This is a genomic window from Actinomadura bangladeshensis, assembly GCF_004348335.1.
Taxonomy (GTDB): Bacteria; Actinomycetota; Actinomycetes; order Streptosporangiales; family Streptosporangiaceae; genus Spirillospora; species Spirillospora bangladeshensis.
This window is the reverse complement of record NZ_SMJW01000490.1, coordinates 1-2,379: the sequence shown is the minus strand read 5'-3', so window position 1 is coordinate 2,379 and position 2,379 is coordinate 1. Positions and strand designations below refer to the sequence as shown.

The 2,379-nt window shown below is 73.0% G+C and carries 2 protein-coding genes and 1 pseudogene; 2 read left to right on the top strand and 1 reads right to left on the bottom strand.

All coding sequences use genetic code 11. From position 1 onward, the window contains the following. Positions 1-732, bottom strand: a 732-nt coding sequence (locus tag E1284_RS40210; RefSeq protein ID WP_131945360.1) for a DivIVA domain-containing protein, incomplete at its 3' end; no start/stop codon positions are given. A gap of 343 nt (positions 733-1,075) precedes the next feature. Here E1284_RS40210 and E1284_RS40205 point away from each other — a divergent pair. Further along, positions 1,076-1,597: a gamma carbonic anhydrase family protein gene (locus tag E1284_RS40205; protein WP_131945359.1), complete on the top strand. Its 522-nt coding sequence runs from the start codon at positions 1,076-1,078 to the stop codon at positions 1,595-1,597. A 114-nt stretch (positions 1,598-1,711) separates the two neighbouring features. Beyond that, positions 1,712-2,379: pseudogene (locus tag E1284_RS40200) on the top strand (hypothetical protein); the annotation flags it as partial.

Below are 2,379 nucleotides of genomic sequence, written 5' to 3'. Positions count from 1 at the left end.
CGCGGCGGGCGGGGCCTGCTTGCGCGGGGCGCTCTGCCGGACGGCGTCCTCGACCATCTTCTCCAGCGGCCCGGCCTCGTTCTCGGCGGTGAGCAGCCGGTGCAGCGTGTCGCTGATCTCGGTGAGCCGCTGCAGGGCCTGGGTGTGGTTCTTGGTGAGCGCGGTGAGCCGCTGCGTGGCGCCCTCGTTGATGACGCCGGCGCGCCGCTCGGACGCGGTGAGGGTGCGCTCGGCCTCCAGCCGCGCGCTCGTCACCGTCTGCTCGGCCTCCTGCTTGGCCGACGACAGGACGCTCTCCGACTCCTTCTTGGCGGACGCGAGCACGTGGTCGGCCTTGTCCTGCGCCTGGGCGAGGTTCTTGTCCGCGTGCGCGCGGGCCTCGTCGATGATCCGCTTGGACTCGTGCTCGGCGTCCTCGCGGATCTCGGCGCCCTTGGCCTCGGCCTGCGCGACCTTGTCCTGGGCCTCGTCCTCGGCGAGGTTGATGATCTGGCGGAGCCGGTCGCTCAGGTCGTCGCCGGTGGGCTTGCGCGCCTCCCGGAGCTCGGCCATCTCGCGGCGGAGGCGCTCGCCGTCGTCCTGGGCGCGGGCGAGCCGCGCCTCCAGCTCGCGGTGCTTGTGCAGGGCGCGGGCGATGTAGTCGTCGACCTGACGGCGGTTGTAGCCGCGCATCACGATCTCGAAGGACTCGTCTTGGAGGAGGTTCGGGAGGATCTCGGCTTCGTTGCTCATGGTGCCTTGGGGGTCGTTGGCGGGGGTCATCACCCCGTCAGGGTCGGTTGCGATAACAGCCTCACCCGCCTGAGCGGGCCCACATGGAAACGTCAGGACGACTCTTGTCCGGCTCACCCCATTCGCGCAACCGGATCGCGGTTCTTGCTGCCGTTTCTTCATCTGGATGGGCTCGACAAGCTATCTAATCCCGGCAAAGTCCGCTTCCCGGACGGGGTCGTGTCGCGGGCCGGAACCGGACCTTCCGGGCGGGAACCGTCCCGGCCGGACGGCGCCCCCGCGGCGGATCCACGGGCGGACCCGGCGTCCCGGACGGGCCGGGACGCGTCCTAGCATCGGCCGCATGAGCTACCTCGGAGCGTTGGGTGACGACCGGCCGAAGATCGACCCGGAGGCGTGGGTCGCGCCCGGCGCCGTCGTCGTCGGGCGGGTGACGCTGGGCCGCGGGTCCAGCGTCTGGTACGGCTCGGTGCTGCGCGCCGAGGACGAGGAGATCGTCGTCGGCGACGAGTGCAACATCCAGGACCTGTCCTGCCTGCACTGCGACCCGGGGATGCCCGCGATCCTGGAGGACCGGGTCAGCCTCGGCCACAAGGCGATGGTGCACGGCGCCCACGTCGAGACCGGCGCGCTCATCGGCATCGGCGCGATCGTGCTGAACGGCGCCCGGATCGGCGCGGGGACGCTGATCGCCGCCGGCGCGCTGGTGCCGCCCGGCAAGAAGATCCCGTCCGGCGTGCTGGTCGCCGGGACGCCGGGCAAGGTCGTCCGGGAGTTGAACGACAACGACCGGCTCGTCCTGGAGCACACCCCGGCGATCTACATGGAGAAGGCCGCCAAGCACCGCGCCGCCACCTGGCGGTAACTCCCCGCAGCAGGGCTCGGCGCGGCGTCAAGCCCGGTTTAGGGGCTCGCTGACCTGGGGTGATGCGGCTTCTGCGCCGGTCAGGCAGGCCCCGGGCGTTTTCTGCTGACTACGATGACCTTCGTGGTGTGGGGACCGGGCTATGGCAGTGCTCCGCCGCCCAGCCCGCAACGGGGGCGGGATCCGTACGCGGGGGATCCGTTCACGGGGGCGGAGCGCGACACGCGGGCGATGGTGGCCGCCGCGTGGTGGCCGACGGCGCCCCCGCAGCAGCGGCACCACGCCATCGGCGGCCGCATGCTCGTCCTCCCGGACGGGACGTGGTGGCTGTTCGGCGCGTGGGCCCGCTGGTACCGGCTGCACCCGTCCGACGGCCAGTGGTACCTGTGCCCGCCGCCCCGCACGCCCGCCGTCCGGATGGCGGCGCGGCCCGCGCAGCAGGGCGCCGGGCAGGTGCCGAACCTGCCGCCGCACGTCGTCCCGGCCGGGCCCGACTTCGCCTACGACCCGCCGTCGGGGCTGCCGTTCGTCGGCCACGGGTTCGCGACGGAGCTGACGTCGCGCGTCCGGTCGACGCTGGAGTCCGCGGCCGTGCTGCCCGCGCCCGACTACCCGCACCGGTGGCCCGACTTCACGTCCGAGACGCCGTCCACCGTCGCCGCCGCGTGGGGCGTGATGCTCTGGTGCTCGGCGGCGCCCGCGTTCGACGCGCGGCTCGACGCGCAGATGCTCGACCTGTGGAAGCCGTACCGCGCCAGGCCCCTCCCGGACGTGGACGGCCC

Coding starts and splice junctions, on each gene's coding strand:
- E1284_RS40205 (WP_131945359.1), top strand. CDS start 1,076: ATGAGCTACCTCGGAGCGTTGGGTGACGACCGGCCGAAGATCGACCCG.